This is a genomic window from Pseudomonas sp. OV226 (genome assembly GCF_003148705.1).
In the GTDB taxonomy this organism is placed as follows: Bacteria; Pseudomonadota; Gammaproteobacteria; order Pseudomonadales; family Pseudomonadaceae; genus Aquipseudomonas.
In genome coordinates this window covers 341,284-357,430 of the sequence record NZ_QGGS01000004.1, presented here as the reverse complement: position 1 = coordinate 357,430, position 16,147 = coordinate 341,284, and the positions used below count along the sequence as shown (strand labels likewise).

The window sequence follows — 16,147 nt, the reverse complement described above, 5'->3', positions numbered from 1 at the left end:
AGTCATTAGGCAGATGGCGTGCATGATGATCCGCAATGGTCGCGGCGCCAAGCCATCCGCCCGGATATCCGCTGCTATGCTGGTTTGACCGTGTTGCATCGACGCTGAGCGCCAGTCAAGAGAGAGCCCGTCATGTCCCAGTTGCCGTCCTTGAGCCAGTTACGCGACCCCAATGCCTTTCTGCGCCGCCACCTCGGGCCCGATGCCGCCGAGCAGCAGGCGATGCTCGACAGCCTCGGCCTCGGCAGCCGGGTCGAGCTGATTGAGCAGACGGTGCCGCCGGGCATCCGTCTGAACCGGGCGCTGGACCTGCCGCCCGCCCTGGACGAGCAAGCCGCACTGGCCAAGCTGCGTGGCTATGCCGAGCAGAACCAGGTCTGGACCAGCCTGATCGGCATGGGCTACCACGGCACCCTCACGCCGACGGTTATTTTACGCAACGTCCTGGAAAACCCCGGTTGGTACACCGCCTACACGCCTTATCAGCCAGAGATCGCCCAAGGACGACTCGAAGCGCTGCTGAATTTCCAGCAACTGACCATCGATCTGACTGGCCTGGAGCTGGCCAACGCTTCGTTGCTGGATGAAGCAACGGCAGCGGCGGAAGCCATGGCGCTGGCCAAGCGTGTCGCCAAGTCCAAAAGCAATCTGTTCTTCGTCGACCAGAACTGCCATCCGCAGACCATTTCGGTGGTGCAGACCCGCGCCGAAGGCTTTGGCTTCGAACTGATCATCGACGCTGTGGATAGCTTGAAACAACACCAGGTGTTCGGTGCCCTGCTGCAATACCCCGACACCCACGGCGAGATCCGCGATCTTCGGCCGCTGATCGATCACCTGCACGCACAGCAAGCCCTGGCGTGTGTCGCCACTGATCTGCTGAGCCTGTTGTTACTGACACCGCCGGGGGAGTTGGGCGCCGACGTGGTGTTCGGCTCATCCCAGCGTTTTGGCGTGCCGATGGGTTACGGCGGGCCACACGCGGCGTTCTTTGCCAGCCGCGATGAGTACAAACGGGCGATTCCCGGGCGGATCATCGGCGTGTCCAAAGATGCCCGCGGCAACGTGGCCCTGCGCATGGCCCTGCAAACTCGCGAGCAACATATTCGCCGGGAGAAGGCCAACTCGAATATTTGCACCGCTCAAGTATTGCTGGCCAACATCGCCAGTTTCTACGCGGTCTATCACGGTCCAGAGGGGCTCAAGCGCATTGCCCAGCGCGTGCACCGCTTGACGTGCATCCTCGCCGCCGGCCTCGAACGCCGTGGCATCAGCCGCCTCAACACACACTTCTTCGATACCCTGACCCTGGACGTCGGTGGGACCCAGACGGCGATCATCGAAAGCGCTCAAGCGGCGCAGATCAATTTACGCATCCTGGGGCGAGGGCAGTTGGGGTTGAGCCTTGACGAAACCTCTGACGAAACCACCGTCGCGCAGTTGTTCGCGGTGTTCCTGGGGGCCGATCATGGCCTGAGTGTCGACGATCTGGACGCTGAAACGCTGCCATCGGGCATACCCGACGGGCTGCAGCGCACTTCACCTTATCTGCGCCACCCCGTGTTCAATGCACACCACAGCGAAACCGAGATGCTGCGTTACCTCAAGCAACTGGAGAACAAAGACCTCGCCCTCAACCAGTCGATGATTCCGTTGGGCTCCTGCACCATGAAGCTCAACGCTACCAGCGAAATGATCCCCATCACCTGGCCGCAGTTCGCCAACCTGCACCCGTTCGTGCCCAAAGAGCAGGCTGCGGGGTATTCGCTGATGATCGAAGAGCTGGAGCGCTGGCTCTGCGCAATCACCGGTTTCGATGCGATTTGCATGCAACCCAACTCCGGCGCCCAGGGCGAGTACGCCGGGTTGCTGGCGATCCGCAAATACCACGAGAGTCGTCATCAAGGGGCGCGGGATCTCTGCCTGATTCCGTCCTCGGCCCACGGCACCAACCCGGCGTCGGCGCAGATGGCCGGGATGCGCGTGGTCATTGTCGAGTGCGACGAAGCCGGCAACGTCGATCTGGATGACCTCAAGGCAAAAGCGGCGGAGGCAGGGGACAAACTCGCGTGCCTGATGGCGACGTATCCCTCGACCCACGGCGTCTACGAGGAAGGCATCAGCGAGATCTGTGAAGTTATCCACAGCCACGGTGGTCAGGTGTACATGGACGGCGCCAACCTCAACGCCCAGGTCGGCCTGGCACGCCCGGCGGACATTGGCGCCGATGTGTCGCACATGAATTTGCACAAGACGTTCTGCATTCCCCATGGTGGCGGCGGCCCGGGCATGGGGCCGATTGGTGTGCGGGCGCACCTGGCGCCGTTCGTGGCCAATCACCCGGTGGTGCCCATCGACGGACCTTTACCGCAGAACGGCGCGGTGAGCGCCGCGCCTTGGGGCAGCGCGAGCATCCTGCCGATCAGCTGGATGTACATTGCGATGATGGGGCCACAGCTGGCGGACGCCAGTGAAGTGGCGATCCTTGCCGCAAACTACCTGGCCCAGCACTTATCCGGTGCGTTCCCGGTGCTCTACACCGGCCGCAATGGCCGGGTGGCTCACGAATGCATCCTCGATCTGCGACCGCTGAAGACGCTGACCGGCATCAGTGAAGAGGACGTTGCCAAGCGCCTGATGGATTATGGGTTCCATGCGCCAACGATGTCGTTTCCGGTGCCAGGGACACTGATGGTCGAGCCGACCGAAAGTGAATCGAAGGCCGAGCTGGACCGGTTTATCGGAGCGATGCTGAGCATCCGCGCAGAAATCAGCGAGGTGGAACAAGGCAACTGGCCGGCGGAGGACAACCCGCTGAAACGTTCACCGCACACGCTGGCCGACATCACTGGTGTCTGGGAGCGGCCCTACAGCATCGAGCAAGCCGTGACGCCAGATGCGCACACCAAGGCGCATAAGTATTGGCCGGTGGTGAACCGGGTCGATAACGTCTATGGCGACCGGAATCTGTTCTGCGCGTGTGTGCCGGTGGATGATTACCGCTGAGATCTCGCGGTACACCTGACCCCTGTAGGAGCACGGCTTGCCGGCGATGGCGATCTTAAGGACGCCATCGCCGGCAAGCCGTGCTCCTACAGGGGATTTGTGTCGGGCAAAAAAACGCCGCTCAGCTGAGCGGCATTTTTGTACCTGTGGACTTACTGCGCAGCGACCGCGTTCTTCGCCAGGATCGCATTCGCCAGTTCCATGTCCGTGGCCTGCAAGCCCGGGTTGTCGGCGCGGACTTTCTGCAGCGCCGCTTCCAGGTAAGGGCCACGAATGCCGCCGTCACTGGCGACGAAGCTGCCAGCATCGTCCTGGGCGGCGACGACCATTTTGCGGTCTCTGGACGTCAGGTAGGACGTGCCGGTAGTTGCGCCGGACGTGAGGACATTTTGCCAAAAGCTATCGTCGGCCATCGCGCTACCGACGGGAAGAGACAGCAGCGCGACGGTGGCGACAGCAAGTTTGAAACGCATGATGGGTGACTCCACTGGGTTAACTGCGGCCTTGGATAGCCAACCCCCCATCGAGTTCCGTGGCGGCGCGTTTACTTTTGTTCGCTCTGTGGCGTCACTCGTAATACCTCTTCGAGCGTGGTCAAGCCCGCTGCGACCTTCTGCGCCCCCGATAGCCGCAAGCTGCGCATGCCTTCCTTGAATGCCTGACGCCGGATCGCCAGCAAGTCGGTGTCGGGATTGATCAACGCTTTGACGCCGTCCGTCAGTTGCATGATTTCGTACACCCCGGCGCGGCCGCGATAACCGGTGTCGCGGCATTCGAGACAGCCGATGGCACGTTGGGCGTTGGTGGGCAGAGGGGCTTGCCAAGGTTTGGTCAGGGTTTGCCAATCCTCTTCTTCCAACGTCAGCGGCGCCTTGCAATGGGAGCACAAGGTGCGCACCAGGCGCTGGGCCATGACGCCCAGCACGGTGGCTTTGATCAGGTAGTGCGGCACGCCGAGTTCCAGCAGGCGACTGATCGCACTCGGTGCGTCGTTGGTGTGCAACGTCGACAGCACCAAGTGGCCGGTGAGCGCCGCCTGAATCGCCATTTCGGCGGTTTCGAGGTCGCGTATCTCGCCGATCATGATGATGTCCGGGTCTTGCCGCATCAGCGCGCGCACGCCGGCCGCGAAGGTCAGGTCGATGTTGTGCTGGACCTGCATCTGGTTGAACGCGGGCTCGACCATTTCAATCGGGTCTTCGATGGTGCAGAGGTTGACCTCTGGCGTCGCCAGTTTCTTGAGCGTGGTGTACAGCGTGGTGGTCTTGCCCGAACCCGTGGGCCCGGTGACCAGGATGATGCCGTTGGGCTGTCGGGTCATGTCCTGCCAGCGGCGCAGGTCCTCGGTGGAAAAACCCAGCTGGTCGAAATCCTTGAGCAGCACTTCCGGGTCGAAGATTCGCATGACCATTTTTTCGCCGAACGCGGTCGGCAATGTCGAGAGCCGCAATTCGACTTCACCGCCGTCCGGGGTCTTGGTTTTCACCCGGCCGTCCTGGGGTTTGCGTTTTTCCGCGACGTTCATCCGCCCCAGGCTTTTCAGGCGACTGACGATGGCCATGGTCACCTGTGGCGGGAATTGATAGACGTTGTGCAACACACCGTCGATGCGAAAACGCACCGTGCCTTGCTCGCGCCGGGGTTCGATGTGGATATCACTGGCGCGTTGCTGGAAGGCGTACTGGAACAGCCAGTCGACGATGTTGACGATGTGCGCGTCGTTGGCATCAGGCTCCTGGTCGCTGGCGCCGAGGTTCAGCAGTTGTTCGAAGTTGCCCAGGGTCGAGGTTTGCTGTTCGGCGTTGCTCGCACCGCTGACCGATTTGGCCAGGCGAAAAAACTCCACGCTGAAGCGCTGGATGTCGACCGGGTTGGCCACGACCCGTTTGATCGGCAGCTTCAACACGTGGGTCAGGTCGGCTTCCCAGCCGCTGACGTAAGGCTGGGCGCTGGCCACGGTCACCGCGTCGCGGTCGATGGACACCGCGAGAATCTTGTGGCGCTGGGCAAAGGCGTAGGACATCAGCGGCGTGATGGCCGCGACGTTGATCTTCAGCGGATCGATACGCAAGTAAGGCTGGCCGGCCTGTTGTGCCAGCCACAACGTCAGGCTTTCCAGGTCCAGGTGCTTGCCGGGACGGCTGAGATCGTCGAGGTGTTGGCCGGCAATGAATTCCAGCGGGTGTATCTGGCCATTGGCGGCGTGGCGGCGTCGGGCGTTTAGCGCGTTCTCGGCCGAGTCCTGACTGATAAAGCCTTGGGCGACCAGTTCGCGCAGCAAATCATTGAGATCCAGCCAGCGGTCCTGAAAGGCAAGTTGAACGGACATGCGGGCTCCTCATGAACAACAGTCCGCCAAGGATAGTCGTGGACCCGTCGACCGTTGGGCCACTACCGGACAAAGCCGTGTCGAGGTTTTTCAGCCCATCGCCTGGGACGGCTCATCCCACGTCGCATCCGCCGGCTGCACGTCGACCGAGCAGACGCTGATCAGGTTACGCAGTTTGTGCGCGATCACTTGGGCGCGGTGCCAACTCAGACCGTCCATGACGAGGTCGATCGCCAGCACATCGTCCTGGCGCTGTACGTTGACCTGCTGCGGCGTCAGAAACTGCAACGCGAACAGATTGAGCGCCCGGCACAGCACATCCGGTTCGGCTTCGGCCAGCAGTTGATAATGAACACGGCAGTGGGCGTTGCTGGCGTTCCAGACATCGGTACGGGTGGGCGGGGTATGAACGGCTTCTAGATGCGGCATGGTCGGACTCCAAAATCACTGGAGGAATTTTTACATTCGGTGCCGGACATTTCTTATCTATGATTGGGGTTATTGGCGATTTATCGAATCGTGTAATTCATAAAAATAGAGATATAAGGTTTTTCTATGCAAAGCGAGTTGGATGGCTACGACCGCAAGATTCTCGCGTTGCTGCAAGAGGACGCTTCGCTTTCCAGTGCACAGATCGCCGAACAGGTGGGGCTCTCGCAGTCGCCGTGCTGGCGACGGATTCAGCGGATGAAAGAGGAGGGGATCATTCGTGGGCAGGTGACCTTGCTTGATCGCAAGAAGATCGGCCTGAACACGCAGATCTTCGCTGAAATCAAACTCAACGCGCACGGACGCTCGAACTTCACCGAATTCACCGAGGCGATTCGCGGCTTTCCCGAAGTGTTGGAGTGTTACGTACTGATGGGGTCGGTGGATTTTTTGCTGCGCATTGTCACGGCGGACATTGAGGCGTACGAGCGATTTTTCTTTGAAAAACTGTCGATGGTGCCGGGGATACAGGAGGTCAACTCGATCGTGGCGTTATCTGAAATCAAATCCACGACGAGTTTGCCGGTCTGAGGTTTTGAGGTGAACCGGCGGGCCTAGTCGCAGGCAAGCCTTGCTCCTACAGAATTCGAGTCGGTCTCCCAATTGGGTTTGACACAAAACCTGTAGGAGCGAGGCTTGCCCGCGATGGCGGTATTACATACGCAGCAGCATTTTCCAGGCACGATTCTGATAAACCGCAATCGCCTGCTGCTTGCGCGCATCCAGCGATTCATCGGTGATCGGCTCGTTAGCTAGCAGGGCAAGCTGCTTCAATTCACCGTACAGGCGATCCATTTCCGGGATGTCCAGCACGTGACGGGCATGGTGCAACCAGGACTGGATACGCTCGATGCGCGGCAATTGCTCGGCCAGATCTTCCGGCTGTTGCTGGTAACGCTGCAATTGCAGGGAGGTCGCTTCTTCACCCAGCAGGCGTGGCAACCAACTGCCCAGTTGCGCGGCGCCCTGGCGATTGCCACGCACGTTGCGATCGGCTGCCCAGGTACGGGCCAGCAACCAGCGCGAGGTGTTCAGCGAGAACAGGCCCCAGCGTGGGTCTTCGAGTTCTTCGAGGAACTGCTCCGGTGCCGCTTTGCGCACGTCTTCGTCGTCCAGACCGGCTTGTACCAGCGGACGCCAGTCTTCCAGCAACGCATCCAGCGCAAGGCGCAGATCGTGGGTCGATTGACGTGGCGCGGCCTGGCCCAGGCTGCTGAGCAATGCGCGCAGTTCGGCGAGGTTTTCAACCCAGTCCTGCAACAGACGCCAGTGGCCGTTGAAGCGATATTGCTCGGCCAGACGCTGGCTGCTGCCCAGCAAATGCCAGCTCAATGCGGCGAAGGCATCGTCCAGCAGGGTTTCGGCGGTGATCTGCGGCGCCGGCAAGCTCAACGAATAGCTGTTGGCGTCGTACAGGCGATAGCCGCGTTCGGCCTTGCTGATGTCGCACGGCATCAGCGCCAGTTTCTCGGCCAGTTCGGCGGCCAGTTCCAGCAGCGCGGCCGGCTCGCCTTCACGCAGTTCGAGTTCCAGCTCGCAGATTTCTTCTTTCTGCTTGCCGACGATCACATGGCCAAAGTCCAGCGCGGCTTCGATGACCACTTTGGTCTTGCCACGGCCCCAGGCGATTTCAGCGCGTTCGCGAACGAAATCGGTAGTGAAGATCGGCTTGAGGGTTTTCTTGTCCAGCTCGGCCAGTTCCTCGGGCCAGCATTCGCCGTCGAGTTTCTTCAGGTCGAGCTTGGCTTTGGGCAGGTTCCAGTCGTATTCATTGCGCTCGGACAGACCGGCGACGCTCTGGCCACGGGTCTTGAGCGTCTGGATCACTTCCTCGCCGTCGCGGCGCAGGCGCAGGGCAACCTTGGCGCGGGCCAGGTCGCGTTCTGGCGTGTCGAAGTACTGGTTCATCAACTCACGGCGTTCCCAGCCACTTTTGTTGCGTTTTTTCAGGAGCGGGTGCTCGCGCAGGGCAGCGAGGGTTTCGCGGCTGACGCGGAGTTTGATTTCGGTTTCTTTCTGCATGGCCGGAAAATCCAGGATCGGGAGCGCAGCCGGGGGAATGTGTGGCTGCCAAGGTCGTGCAGTGTACAGGACTCGCAGCGGGTACGCGCCGCGACGGTTTATTCCTGTCACCGGATGGTTCTATGATGGACTTCACTTCGGGAGTTGGGAGTCAGCGATGCCTTTGCCGTCCATGAAAGATCAGTTCGCTGCGCTGATCGCTGCACCCTCCGTCAGCTGCACCCAACCGAGCCTGGATCAAACCAACCGTCCGGTGATCGATTTGCTGGCGACGTGGCTGGGTGATTTGGGTTTTGCCTGTGACATCCAGCAGGTCAGCCCCGGCAAGTTCAATCTGCTGGCCAGTTATGGTTCCGGCCCCGGTGGCCTGGTGCTGGCCGGTCACAGCGACACCGTGCCGTTCGATGGTGCGTTGTGGCAAACCGACCCGTTGAAACTGACCGAAGTGGACGGCCGTTGGGTGGGCCTGGGCAGCTGCGACATGAAAGGCTTTTTTGCCCTGGCCATCGAAGCCGTTCTGCCATTGCTCGACCAGCCGTTCAAACAACCGCTGATGATCCTCGCCACCTGCGACGAAGAAAGCTCGATGTCCGGTGCTCGCGCCCTGGCCCAGGCCGGTCGCCCGTTGGGCCGGGCTGCGGTCATCGGCGAGCCGACCGGCCTGAAGCCGATCCGCATGCACAAAGGCATCATGATGGAACGCATCGACATCCTCGGTCAGAGCGGCCATTCCTCTGATCCACGCCTGGGCCACAGCGCCCTTGAAGCGATGCACGATGCGATTGGCGAACTGCGGGGATTGCGCCTGTTATGGCAACGAGAGTTTCGTAACCCGCAGTTCGGCGTACCGACGCCGACACTGAATTTCGGCTGTATTCATGGCGGCGACAACCCCAACCGCATTTGCGGGCAATGTTCATTGGAGTTCGATCTGCGGCCATTGCCGGGCATGGACCCCAAGGCGCTGCGCGCGGAGATTTTGCAGCGCCTCCAACCGGTTGCCGAACGCCATCAGGTGAAGATCGATTACGCGCCGCTGTTCCCCGAGGTGCCGCCCTTCGAACAAGCCGAAGACTCGGAACTGGTGCGCGTCGCTGAAAAGCTCACCGGTCATGTTGCCGAAGCAGTGGCGTTCGGCACCGAAGCGCCTTATCTTCAGCGCCTTGGCTGCGAAACACTGGTGCTCGGCCCGGGTGATATCGCCTGCGCGCACCAGCCGGGGGAATACCTTGAAATGTCACGTTTGCAGCCTACGGTGCATCTATTACGTCAGTTGATTCAACATTACTGCCTGACAGCCCCAATGCCAGCCGGTTGAGCGCTCCCACAGGTTCTGTGTTTTGACGTATAAATTGCCAGTGTCCCAACCCGTATTCATGAGGAGAGCGCGCGTGTCGCCAAGCCTGTTCCGACGATAACCATCAGCCCGTTGTGCATTTTTTGTTTCGCCCTTTTTTTGGCTGCTATTTATTACAGGCCCAGGTTCATGCCCGACTACGTTAATTGGCTTCGTCACGCTTCGCCTTACATCAATGCCCACCGCGATTGCACGTTCGTCGTCATGCTCCCAGGCGATGGGGTGGAGCATCCGAACTTCGGCAATATCGTCCACGACCTGGTGCTGTTGCACAGCCTGGGGGTGCGACTGGTGCTGGTTCATGGTTCCCGTCCGCAAATTGAAACCCGCCTCGCCGCGCGTGGGCTGACCCCGCATTACCACCACGGCATGCGCATCACCGATGCCGCGACGCTGGAGTGCGTGATCGATGCGGTCGGCCAGTTGCGTATCGCCATTGAAGCGCGCCTGTCCATGGACATGGCCTCGTCGCCGATGCAGGGCTCGCGCCTGCGGGTGGCCAGCGGCAACCTGGTCACCGCGCGGCCGATTGGTGTGCTGGAAGGCGTTGATTATCACCACACCGGCGAAGTGCGCCGGGTCGACCGCAAAGGTATCAACCGCCTGCTGGACGAGCGCTCCATCGTGCTGCTGTCTCCTTTGGGCTACTCGCCGACCGGTGAAATCTTCAACCTCGCCTGCGAGGACGTCGCTACGCGCGCGGCCATCGACCTGGGCGCGGACAAGCTGCTGCTGTTCGGCGCGGACCTGGGTTTGATCGATGAAAACGGTCGACTGGTGCGCGAATTGCGTCCGCAACAAGTGCCGGCGCATCTACAGCGATTGGGCAGCAACTATCAGGCCGAGCTGTTGGATGCGGCCGCTGAAGCGTGCCGGGGCGGCGTCGCGCGCAGCCACATCGTCAGCTACGCCGAAGACGGTGCGTTGCTGACCGAGCTGTTCACCCGCGACGGTGGCGGTACGCTGGTGGCGCAGGAGCAATTCGAGGTGGTGCGTGAAGCCGCGATCGAAGACGTCGGCGGTTTGCTGGATCTGATCAGCCCGCTGGAAGAGCAGGGGATTCTGGTGCGTCGTTCCCGTGAGGTGCTGGAGCGTGAGATCGAGCAATTCAGCGTGGTTGAACGCGAAGGGATGATCATCGCCTGTGCGGCGCTGTACCAGATTGCTGATTCGGACGCCGGGGAGCTGGCGTGTCTGGCAGTGAACCCGGAATATCGCCATGGCGGTCGCGGGGATGAACTGCTGGAGCGCATTGAAACCCGCGCACGGGCTCAGGGCTTGAAAACGTTGTTCGTGCTCACCACCCGGACTGCTCACTGGTTCCGCGAGCGCGGGTTTGTGCCGAGCAGCGTCGAGCGCCTGCCATCGGCGCGGGCGTCGCTGTACAACTATCAGCGTAATTCGAAGATCTTCGAAAAGACCCTGTAATTCATGAACGTTCCCACGCAGAGCGTGGGAACGATCCGTTACTGCGCCACAAACTTCGCACTGACATACGCCGAATAATCCGGCAGCACCGTTTCAACCTTCCCTTGCTCCTTCAAGAACTTTGCCGTTTCGCCAATCGCCTTGGCCGTACCTCCCTCCAGTAGCGCGGTGGTCTGCTGGGCCTTGGCATCCGGGAATGCAGAGCCGGCCAGCAACTCCGGTACATCGGCAGCGTTGGCACCGGTCAGTTTGGCGATTTTCTGCACGGGCACCGAGTCAGCTGTCCAGCTGTCTTTATGTGCGGCGTAATCGGCGAACGAATCTAGGGTGACTTTGGCAAATTTGGCCACTACCTCAGGGTGTTTCTCGGCGTAATCCTTACGCGCGACCCAGACCTCAAAGGTCGGCGCCCCCCACTGACCGACCTGCGCGGCATCGGTCAGCGTCTTGCCAGTCTTGCGAATTTCCCCCAGCGCCGGGGACCAGACAAACGCACCATCAATATCACCACGCTTCCACGCCGCCGCGATTTCCGCTGGCTGCAAATTGACCACTTTGACTTTCGAGGCGTCCAGGCCCCAGTGCTTGAGTGCGCCAAGCAAGCTGTAGTGAGAGGTTGAAACGAACGGTGTGGCGATGGTCTTGCCGATCAGATCTTGTGGTTTCTCGATGCCGCTGCCGTTGCGCACCACGAGGGCTTCAGCCGCATTGATCTGGGCGGACACGATGAACGCCACAATCGGCAGGTTGCGCGAGGCGGCTGCGGCCAATGGGCTGGAGCCGAGGTTGCCGATCTGCACGTCACCGGAGGCGATGGCGGTCACCACTTCGGGGCCGCTGTTGAATCGGCGCCAGTCGATTTTCTGGCCGATGGCTTGCTCGTACAGACCATCGGCCTGGGGGACTTTGCTGGGGTCGATACCGGTTTGATACCCAACAGTCAGGTTGGCCGCCTGAGTGGAAAGAGAAAACAGCAGCGATACACAAACTGTAACAATTGAGCCGGATAGTGCGCGTTTGGTCGTCATGGCGTCGCCTTTCGGTGGGGGTTTGTTTCCGAATTGCTTCAAACGCTAAACGATCTAAAAAACGGCTAATAAATACCATTTAGGAATTAGCTTATGAGTGGGTGGCTCTATTCCGGGATTTATCAGTCATTTAGAGCTTAATTCCTAAACGGTATGAGAAAAGGCTCAGGTAGTTCTTTTCAGGTTTATGACGAACTCATGACCTGCATGGACCAAAAAACGGGGGATTAGACCATGGTCGTAGACACATATAGTTACGATTGACTTGTGGGTCACGGTCTGGCGCTAATCGCGCATCTTAGGATCCCGGGCAAAGAACCGGGGCCAGGAACACAAGAATTAGAAACGAGAGGAGTTTAACAATGAACAAGTCCACCTTGGCCCTGGCCGTGGCCGTAGGGGTTTTGGCGCAGCAGGCAGGCGCCGCCGGTTTCCTGGAAGACAGCAAGGCTTCCGTCAGTTCCCGGACCATGTATTACGACGCCGATGTGCGTTCAAGTCTGAACGCTCCTGCTAAAAATGCTGCTGCTAACCGTCAGCGAGAAACCGCTGAAGGTCTCAAGTTCGATTACCTGTCCGGTTTTACCCAAGGTACTGTCGGCTTCGGTATCGATGCCCAGGCACTCGTTGGCATCCACCTGGACGGTGGCAAAGGGCATCACCCGACGGGTAACGCTAACTCGTTCTTCCCTAGCGACGGCGATCATGCGGCTGACGAGTGGAGCCGTCTGGATGGCAACGTCAAGGCGCGCTTCTCGAAGACCGAAGCCCATTTGGGTGGCGCTCTGGCACCCAACCTGCCGATCCTGATCGCGAACGACAGCCGTTTGCTGCCACAAACCTTTGAAGGTGGCACGATCTCCTCGAAGGAAATCGACAACGTAACCATCAACCTGGGTCAGCTGGAGCACGCGTCGGGCCGCGCCTCCTCCAACAGCACCGGCATGGCAGTGGCGGGCGGTACTCAGGACAGCAACCAGTTCCGTTACGCCGGTGCTGACTGGAAAGTAACCAAAGACCTGACCCTGCAGTACTACCATGCGAATCTGCAGGATTACTACAAACAGGACTTCCTGGGCTTGGTGCACGTCTGGACGATCGATGCCAAGCAGTCGTTCAAGTCGGATTTCCGCTACTTCGACAGCAGCTCTGATGGCAAGAACGGCGACGTCGGCTACCGCTTCAACAACAACAACGGATTCGCCAAGACTCCGGGCGAGGTCGATAACAAGACCTGGAGCGGTATGTTCACCTACACCCTGGGTGGCAACGCATTCCTGCTGGGTCACCAGCGCGTCAACGATGACGGCGGCTTTGTTTTCCTGAACCAAGGCAACCTTATCGATGACAAAGGTCGTCAAGAAGGTGCTGGCGGCGCCAGCTTCTACTCGTTTACCGATGCCACAGTGGGCAGCTTCATCCGTGCCGGTGAAAACACCACGTTCGGTCAGTACTCCTATGACTTCGCCTCCCTGGGCGTCCCAGGTTTGAAAGCTTCGATTTCTTACTTGAATGGCCAGGACATCAAGGCAACCAACGGTACTGGTAAAGACCTGAGTGAGCACGAGACCGACGCACGTGTGGACTACGTGATTCAAACGGGTGCACTGAAAGGGTTTGGTACGACGCTGCGTCACGGTACCTACCGTGGCAACACCAGCACCCTTGATCAAGACCAGACCCGTCTGATCTTCAACTACACCTACAGCTTCTTGTAACAGGCCATCCGGTTTCCTGAAGCAGGTGTAAACCTCATTTAGGACCAGACAGGCAAACAAAAAAGCCTCGCCCTTACCGGCGAGGCTTTTTTTGCTTTCTCATATTCCAAAATGACCTCAGTCAATTATTTTTTATTCTTTTTAGTTTTTACTGTGCTCACCTAAAGTAGGCCCGTCCGGCACTCGTCACGAGTTTCGGAGCGAGCAATGTTCCCCCGTTAATCAAACAGGTTAAGGATTCGGCTTTTTAGCCGATACCTCGACTCTGTGCTGTCCAGGCATATTCCATGAGGCTATGAAAAATAAAGATGAAATTCTTTTTGGCTTTATGACGTTGTATCCTGCGCGGCCAAAACGACCGGGCTAGAAGCTTCGGCACAAAATTGCGCTTTCTGGACCCAGGGCGATCGACTCAGGGCCAGGAACACAAGAATTAAAAAATGAGAGGAGCGAAACAATGAACAAGTCCACCTTGGCCATGGCTGTGGCCGTTGGGGTTTTGGCGCAGCAGGCAGGCGCCGCCGGTTTCATCGAAGACAGCAAGGCCACCCTGGGGCTGCGTAACTTCTACATCAACACCGACTACCGTGACGGTACCGGTCCGAACAAAAACGAAGAATGGGGCCAGGGTTTTGATCTGCGCTTCATCTCCGGTTACACCCAGGGCACTGTCGGCTTCGGTATCGACGCGATCGGCCTGCTGGGCGTCAAGCTGGATTCGGGCGGCGGCACCAACGGCGCCACGGCGACCTCCTACGGCGGCACGGTGTTCCCAAGCAAGTCCAATGGCGAAGCGGTTGATGACTTCTCCAGCCTGGGCCTGACTGCCAAGGCCAAGGTCTCTCAGACCGAACTGAAGCTGGGTACTTTGCAGCCAAAACTGCCGGTCATCGTGACCAACGATGGTCGTCTGCTGCCACAAACCTGGCAGGGTGGCCAGATCTCTTCCGGTGACATCAAAGACCTGACGCTGATCGGTGGTCAGATCGAAGCCGTTAAAGGTCGTAACTCCAGCAACAACGAACAGATGTCGATTTCGGGCGCGAACACGCGTGGTACCAAATTCCGCGACAGCAACAAGTTCTACTATGCCGGTGGTGACTACAAAATCACCAAGGACCTGACGGCCCAGTACTACTACGGCAACCTGGAAGAGTTCTACCAGCAACACTTCGTGGGTCTGTTGCACAACTGGGCAATCGGCCCGGGTGTGTTGAAGTCGGACTTCCGTTACTTCAACAGCTCTGATGACGGCGCAAACGGCCACGACCCGCTGTACTACAGCACTGGCAATTACAACGCGCCAAACGGTAAAGGCAAGATCGACAACAACCTGTACAGCGGCCTGTTCCTGTACTCCGTTGCCGGTCACACCTTTGGTGGCGGTTACCAGGTCAGCAACGGCAGCAGCGACTTCCCTTGGCTGAACCAGGGCGACGGTTCGTCGGCCTACATCATCACCGACTCGCAAATCCAGAAATTCGCCCGTGCTGGCGAGAAAACCTGGCAAGCACGCTACTCGTTCGACTTCGCCAAGGTCGGCGTACCTGGCCTGACGGCAGGCATGGTTTACCTGCACGGCGATGACATCGACACCGTTAACGCTAAAGGTGGCGTGGCCGCTAACGGCGCTTCCGAGTGGGAACGCGATCTGAACGTTGCCTATGTGGTCCAGGAAGGCCCGCTGAAAAACCTTGGCCTGGCCTGGAAAAACGCTATGTGGCGTACCGACCTGCCGAGCACTCGCACTCAGGATGAAAACCGCCTGATCGTCAGCTACTCGATCCCGCTGTTGTAATAGCGCTCGCGTAACCGAGACAAAAAAAGCCCCGCCCGGCATCTCGCCCGGCGGGGCTTTTGCGTTTCAAGGCGGAGTCACCCCCGTAATCCCGCCTTGAAATTCCCCTCTTTTGCAGCACTCAAGGCCTTCTCGAACCTTATGGGCGATGTTCGGTGCGTTACCTGCACAGGTCCAGTGAACAGATATTTAATATTCGTTTATGGTCTAAATAAATCGATATTTATTCTTTTTAATCATTGAGAAATGCAGGCACAGTTGAGCTCAACACGCACTCATCAGGAGCAGCACCATGAGCCTCAGACTGGGCGACATCGCCCCCGACTTTGAACAGGATTCCAGCGCCGGCACCCTCCGTTTCCACGAATGGTTGGGCGATAGCTGGGGCGTGCTGTTTTCCCATCCGGCAGACTTCACCCCGGTGTGCACCACGGAGCTGGGGTTTACCGCCAGGCTCAAGGAGGCGTTTGCCGAGCGTGGCGTGAAAGCCATCGCCCTGTCGGTTGATCCGGTGGACTCGCACCACCGGTGGATCGAAGACATCAACGAAACCCAGAACACGCTCGTCAACTTTCCGATCCTCGCCGACGCCGACCGCAAGGTGTCGGACCTTTACGACCTGATCCACCCAAACGCCAACGACACCCTGACTGTGCGCTCGCTGTTCGTGATCGACCCGAACAAAAAAATTCGGCTGACCATCACCTACCCGGCGAGTACCGGTCGAAATTTCCACGAAATCCTGCGGGTGATCGACTCGTTGCAACTCACCGACAACTACAAAGTCGCCACCCCGGCCAACTGGCAGGACGGTGATGACGTGGTGATCGTGCCATCGCTCAAGGATGAAGATGAAATCAGCAAACGCTTTCCCAAGGGCTACCGTGCGGTGAAACCGTACTTGCGTCTGACGCCGCAGCCGAACAGGTAACCATTGAAGTCTTGTTGTTGATCGTTCCCCCCGTTCCGCGT

General features: G+C 59.2%; 12 protein-coding genes. 7 read left to right on the top strand and 5 right to left on the bottom strand.

Features of this window, described 5'->3' with window-relative positions:
- Positions 1–132: 132 nt before the first annotated feature.
- A complete protein-coding gene (gene gcvP, locus C7534_RS10205; protein WP_109785679.1) occupies positions 133–3,006 on the top strand; it encodes an aminomethyl-transferring glycine dehydrogenase in 2,874 nt (957 codons plus the stop codon).
- A 152-nt stretch (positions 3,007–3,158) separates the two neighbouring features.
- Here the strand turns inward: gcvP and C7534_RS10200 are convergent, their stop codons facing one another.
- From C7534_RS10200 to C7534_RS10190, 3 genes are all read right to left on the bottom strand, one after another.
- Complete coding sequence (locus tag C7534_RS10200) at positions 3,159–3,479, bottom strand: DUF2388 domain-containing protein (protein WP_046032270.1); 321 nt, start codon at positions 3,477–3,479, stop codon at positions 3,159–3,161.
- Between the two features lie 71 nt (positions 3,480–3,550).
- Positions 3,551–5,335 carry a GspE/PulE family protein gene (locus C7534_RS10195; protein WP_077431074.1) on the bottom strand — a complete coding sequence of 595 codons (1,785 nt, stop codon included), beginning with the start codon at positions 5,333–5,335 and terminating at the stop codon, positions 3,551–3,553.
- 90 nt (positions 5,336–5,425) lie between these two features.
- Positions 5,426–5,764, bottom strand: coding sequence for a hypothetical protein (locus C7534_RS10190; RefSeq protein ID WP_077431075.1), 339 nt, complete (start codon positions 5,762–5,764; stop codon positions 5,426–5,428).
- A gap of 126 nt (positions 5,765–5,890) precedes the next feature.
- On the opposite strand from C7534_RS10190, the gene C7534_RS10185 reads away from it, so the two are divergent.
- Entirely contained in the window at positions 5,891–6,355 is a 465-nt protein-coding gene (locus tag C7534_RS10185) for an Lrp/AsnC family transcriptional regulator (protein ID WP_027926471.1), read from the top strand.
- Between the two features lie 123 nt (positions 6,356–6,478).
- On the opposite strand, the gene C7534_RS10180 is transcribed toward C7534_RS10185, so the two are convergent.
- On the bottom strand, positions 6,479–7,846 hold the full coding sequence (locus C7534_RS10180; RefSeq protein WP_046032274.1) for a CYTH domain-containing protein: 1,368 nt from the start codon (positions 7,844–7,846) through the stop codon (positions 6,479–6,481).
- A 157-nt stretch (positions 7,847–8,003) separates the two neighbouring features.
- Between C7534_RS10180 and argE the strand changes: the two genes are divergently transcribed.
- Both argE and argA read left to right on the top strand, forming a co-directional pair.
- The gene (gene argE, locus C7534_RS10175) at positions 8,004–9,164 is read left to right on the top strand and encodes an acetylornithine deacetylase (protein ID WP_046032275.1); all 1,161 of its coding nucleotides are present in this window, start codon (positions 8,004–8,006) and stop codon (positions 9,162–9,164) included.
- A gap of 168 nt (positions 9,165–9,332) precedes the next feature.
- The gene (argA, locus tag C7534_RS10170) at positions 9,333–10,631 is read left to right on the top strand and encodes an amino-acid N-acetyltransferase (protein WP_077431077.1); all 1,299 of its coding nucleotides are present in this window, start codon (positions 9,333–9,335) and stop codon (positions 10,629–10,631) included.
- Between the two features lie 38 nt (positions 10,632–10,669).
- On the opposite strand, the gene tauA is transcribed toward argA, so the two are convergent.
- Complete coding sequence (gene tauA / locus C7534_RS10165) at positions 10,670–11,659, bottom strand: taurine ABC transporter substrate-binding protein (RefSeq protein ID WP_077431078.1); 990 nt, start codon at positions 11,657–11,659, stop codon at positions 10,670–10,672.
- Positions 11,660–12,021: 362 nt separating this feature from the next.
- Between tauA and C7534_RS10160 the strand changes: the two genes are divergently transcribed.
- From C7534_RS10160 to C7534_RS10150, 3 genes are all read left to right on the top strand, one after another.
- A complete protein-coding gene (locus tag C7534_RS10160) occupies positions 12,022–13,377 on the top strand; it encodes an OprD family outer membrane porin (protein ID WP_109785678.1) in 1,356 nt (451 codons plus the stop codon).
- A gap of 457 nt (positions 13,378–13,834) precedes the next feature.
- Complete coding sequence (locus tag C7534_RS10155) at positions 13,835–15,175, top strand: OprD family porin (protein ID WP_046032279.1); 1,341 nt, start codon at positions 13,835–13,837, stop codon at positions 15,173–15,175.
- Between the two features lie 292 nt (positions 15,176–15,467).
- A complete protein-coding gene (locus C7534_RS10150; RefSeq protein ID WP_046032280.1) occupies positions 15,468–16,106 on the top strand; it encodes a peroxiredoxin in 639 nt (212 codons plus the stop codon).
- The last annotated feature ends 41 nt before the right edge of the window (positions 16,107–16,147 follow it).

Excerpts from the sequence above, each read along its gene's own strand:
- gcvP (WP_109785679.1), top strand. The coding sequence starts at position 133 with ATGTCCCAGTTGCCGTCCTTGAGCCAGTTACGCGACCCCAATGCCTTT.
- C7534_RS10195 (WP_077431074.1), bottom strand. The coding sequence starts at position 5,335 with ATGTCCGTTCAACTTGCCTTTCAGGACCGCTGGCTGGATCTCAATGAT.
- tauA (WP_077431078.1), bottom strand. The coding sequence starts at position 11,659 with ATGACGACCAAACGCGCACTATCCGGCTCAATTGTTACAGTTTGTGTA.
- argA (WP_077431077.1), top strand. The coding sequence starts at position 9,333 with ATGCCCGACTACGTTAATTGGCTTCGTCACGCTTCGCCTTACATCAAT.
- C7534_RS10180 (WP_046032274.1), bottom strand. The coding sequence starts at position 7,846 with ATGCAGAAAGAAACCGAAATCAAACTCCGCGTCAGCCGCGAAACCCTC.
- C7534_RS10200 (WP_046032270.1), bottom strand. The coding sequence starts at position 3,479 with ATGCGTTTCAAACTTGCTGTCGCCACCGTCGCGCTGCTGTCTCTTCCC.
- C7534_RS10160 (WP_109785678.1), top strand. The coding sequence starts at position 12,022 with ATGAACAAGTCCACCTTGGCCCTGGCCGTGGCCGTAGGGGTTTTGGCG.
- argE (WP_046032275.1), top strand. The coding sequence starts at position 8,004 with ATGCCTTTGCCGTCCATGAAAGATCAGTTCGCTGCGCTGATCGCTGCA.
- C7534_RS10150 (WP_046032280.1), top strand. The coding sequence starts at position 15,468 with ATGAGCCTCAGACTGGGCGACATCGCCCCCGACTTTGAACAGGATTCC.
- C7534_RS10185 (WP_027926471.1), top strand. The coding sequence starts at position 5,891 with ATGCAAAGCGAGTTGGATGGCTACGACCGCAAGATTCTCGCGTTGCTG.
- C7534_RS10155 (WP_046032279.1), top strand. The coding sequence starts at position 13,835 with ATGAACAAGTCCACCTTGGCCATGGCTGTGGCCGTTGGGGTTTTGGCG.
- C7534_RS10190 (WP_077431075.1), bottom strand. The coding sequence starts at position 5,764 with ATGCCGCATCTAGAAGCCGTTCATACCCCGCCCACCCGTACCGATGTC.